Here is a 3,444-nt window from a genome sequence, read left to right on the forward strand (position 1 = left end):
TCTTAAGGAGCTTATGATCGAGTATGTAGAAGATGAAAAGGTGAGAGAAAGATTACACAAATTATATAACTATCTAGCTAATAATTATAATGGATTGATACCGTATAGATTAAGAAACATATCATTACCCAAACCCCCAGAAGGAGTTGTGTATAGAAATATGGGAACTATGGAATCCAGTGTATGTGATGTAATAAAACTAAGGATGAAGGGTAGAAAAATGAGTTGGACAAAAAGTGGGGCAAACTCCCTAGGAAAGCTATTAGCTTTAAGAGCAAGTGGTAATCTTTATGAGACATTGGATTCATTATTTGATGATACGATCACCGATGATAAATTAGAAGAGGTAGTAGAACAGGTTGTGCAGCTATCAGCTGCAGAGGTCAATAAGAAACCTAAGGATAGTGGTATATATCCTATAAAGAAGGCTCCTATGCCTTTTGAAGGGCAACCAATGACATTTGGTAGGAAAGCCATTAGGGATCTAACAAAAAACCGTGTTGAACTTATTTTAAGATAAGATAGGTTATCTTCCGAAGGGTTAGTATGCCTAATTTTAGCTATAATATCGCTAAAAAGAAAAGAAAACATGAAAAAGAAAAGAAAAACTATAAATATAAAATCATGACCCCAAAGATAGACTTCGTTGTCAAGTCCGTAACGAAGTGGAGTGCATTTTAGGCTTGACAACTCTGGAAAATGATAAAATTAAAAGTATTTTTCTTGATTATATTGTAACGGTTGATTTCATGAGAAGGAAAGATGCCCACGAATACTTGACACACACTCCTACCATTAATAGTTTGAAATATGAAAGTTTATTTGCTATAATAAATAATATAGGAATATAGGACTATAAAAGCATGGGCACTTACTACTATAGGCATTATGGGAACAATCTATAAAAGAGTAGCTGTACATACATAGAATCTATAATAATATCATTCACACCTTAAGATCAGGAATATTAGGTGCCTAAAATGAAATAGGCTACAAGTTAGGGGGATGGTATTATGGATAATAGCTGCAGAGCTATAGATAATGGGGTTAAAAAAGATATTGAAGACTCATTTAAATCATTTATGGCTAAATACTTCGATAAAGGCCCTAGTTTAGCTAGAGTATATACATCTGAAAATTGTATAACTATCCATTGCAAAGATATTTTAACACCGCTGGAGAAGAATTTAACAGGGGATATATGTGGAGAATATTTGATACAAGCCTCAAGAAAAAGAATATTACACAATACAAAGGCAGAGCTTTTAAAAATAGTAGATAATAATATAGATGCAAAGGTTAGCAGCTTTTATATGGATTTGAATATATTTGATGATAGTTTATGTTGTGCTTTTATAATAGAGTAGATTAGGAGCAACTAAATAAGGCAGGTTGAAGGAAACAGTATAACTGTAGCTGGATTCAAGCCACAATTGTTCAAGAGAGACCTTGGATAATTGTGGCTTTTTTTATCTAAACATAAACTTACTAAAATAACAAAGGAAAGGAGAAAGCTGATGAACAGATTCAAAAAAGGTATATCATTGCTATTGGTTGCAGCAATGATATTACCATTAGGGACTTTTGCCTTTGGTGAAGAAACAGATATTTTAGGCCACTGGGCAAAAGAAGAAATTCAATATCTAATAGGAAAGGAGGTAGTATCAGGCTATTCTGATGGGAACTTTAGACCAGATCAGAGTATTACAAGGGCTGAATTCATTAAAATAATCAACAATATATTTGGATATTCAGAAAAAGCAGAAGCTAAATTTGGCGATGTAAAAGAGGGAGATTGGTTTTATGATGAAATCCGGAAAGCTACTAAAGCTGGATATATAGGGGGATATAATGATGGAACCATAAAACCAAATAACCCTATTACCCGACAAGAAGTATCTAAGATTATGGGCATGGTATTTGATTTAGATGAAACTAAATCAAAATCCGCAAATAACTTTGCAGATAGTTCCAAAATAGGGGATTGGGCTAAAGGATATGTAAGCATATTAAAGGATAAAGGCTATATATCCGGCTATTCAGACAACACATTTAGACCAACAAACCCAATTACAAGGGCAGAAGCCGTAAAGATAATCACCAATGCCAGTGGAAATATAATAAACCTTGCAGGGGAGTATTCAGATGATGCAGCAGGAAATGTACTGGTAAATACTTCTAATGTAGAATTAAAAGATATGAAGATAAAAGGTGACTTATATCTAGTAGAAGGAATTGGAGAAGGGGATATTATACTAGACAATGTAGTAGTAGAAGGTAGCACCTATGTTAGAGGTGGGGGAGAAAACAGTATAATTATAAGACATTCTAAACTAGGTGAAATCGTAATCAACAAAGATGCTGGAGATATAAGGGTAGTATTAGAAGGAGAAACTATAATAGAATATATAGCTATAGAAAGTGGTACTAAACTGGTTGTAAAAGAAGGAGTAAAGGTCGATTCCATAAAAGTAACAGAAAAATCAAATATTGAAATAGAAAAGGGAGCAGAAATAGGAAAAGTAGAAGTAGAAGCTAGGGATACAGAAATAAAAGCAAAAGGTAAGATTGAGTCTATAGTTTCCAAAGAGGATGTAAAGGTAAATGATGAAGTAGTCGGGAAAGGGAAGGAAGTAAAAGTTGAGGATGGGAAGGTAACAGAAGTTAAGAAGGATAAACCAAAGCCAGAGCCAGCATCTTCCGCAGGAGGCGGTGGCGGTGGTGGTGGCGGTGGAGGCCGCAGGGATGATAAGGATGATGAGGTAGCTGTAACGGGTGTTAGTGTTAGCCCAAAGACGATGACATTGACAGTAGGAAAAACAGGTAAGATAACAGCTACAGTTAAGCCTGATAATGCAACTAATAAGAAGGTTAATTGGACAACCAGTGATGAAAGTATAGCGACTGTAGCTAATGGAGTAGTAACAGCAAAGGCAGCAGGGACTGCTACCATTACAGCAACTTCAGATGAAAGTAGTGACAAGTTTGACGTCTGCGAAATTACGGTGAAGGCAGCAGCGACAGGCACCAAGGATGATTTCCTGGCTGACCTGGAAGGCGCGGTGGAAGCAATAACCGTAGCCGAAGTTACCCTTGACGGCGACAACATCAGCGTGGTCTTTGATGCTGGCGTAACAGTTGAAGAGGTAACGGAAGCAGCCGAGGGCCTAGTGGAAGCCTTAGGGAAGTTTGCCGGTGAAGGCAGCACACTTGAGATATCCGGTGAGACCTTTACCCTGAACGAAGACTTCGACTTGGTGGCGCTAGCCAAAGCATTGCTAGATGGCACCAGCGCTGAAGACTTCCTAACAGAAGGTAAGCCCGTAAGCGCGGCATATACTGCAAAGGTATTTTACAAGGGCACCACAGTTAACCTTGAAGGAACCGTCAGCTTTGATGTAGCAGAGCCGGTAGACCTAAAGGATGATTTCCTGGCTGACCTGG

3 protein-coding genes are annotated in these 3,444 nt (G+C 37.3%); all 3 read left to right on the forward strand.

The features are described from left to right. Nucleotides 1-520, forward strand: a 520-nt coding sequence (locus CUL_RS0105395; RefSeq protein ID WP_408065615.1) for a hypothetical protein, incomplete at its 5' end; no start/stop codon positions are given. Nucleotides 521-1,013: 493 nt separating this feature from the next. Then, nucleotides 1,014-1,367 carry a Na-translocating system protein MpsC family protein gene (locus CUL_RS0105410; protein ID WP_025640748.1) on the forward strand — a complete coding sequence of 118 codons (354 nt, stop codon included), beginning with the start codon at nt 1,014-1,016 and terminating at the stop codon, nt 1,365-1,367. Nucleotides 1,368-1,517: 150 nt separating this feature from the next. After that, on the forward strand, nt 1,518-3,444 hold a 1,927-nt coding region (locus CUL_RS19105), incomplete at its 3' end, for an S-layer homology domain-containing protein (RefSeq protein ID WP_051403507.1).

This window comes from [Clostridium] ultunense DSM 10521 (assembly GCF_000511955.1).
In the GTDB taxonomy this organism is placed as follows: Bacteria; Bacillota; Clostridia; order Tissierellales; family Tepidimicrobiaceae; genus Schnuerera; species Schnuerera ultunensis.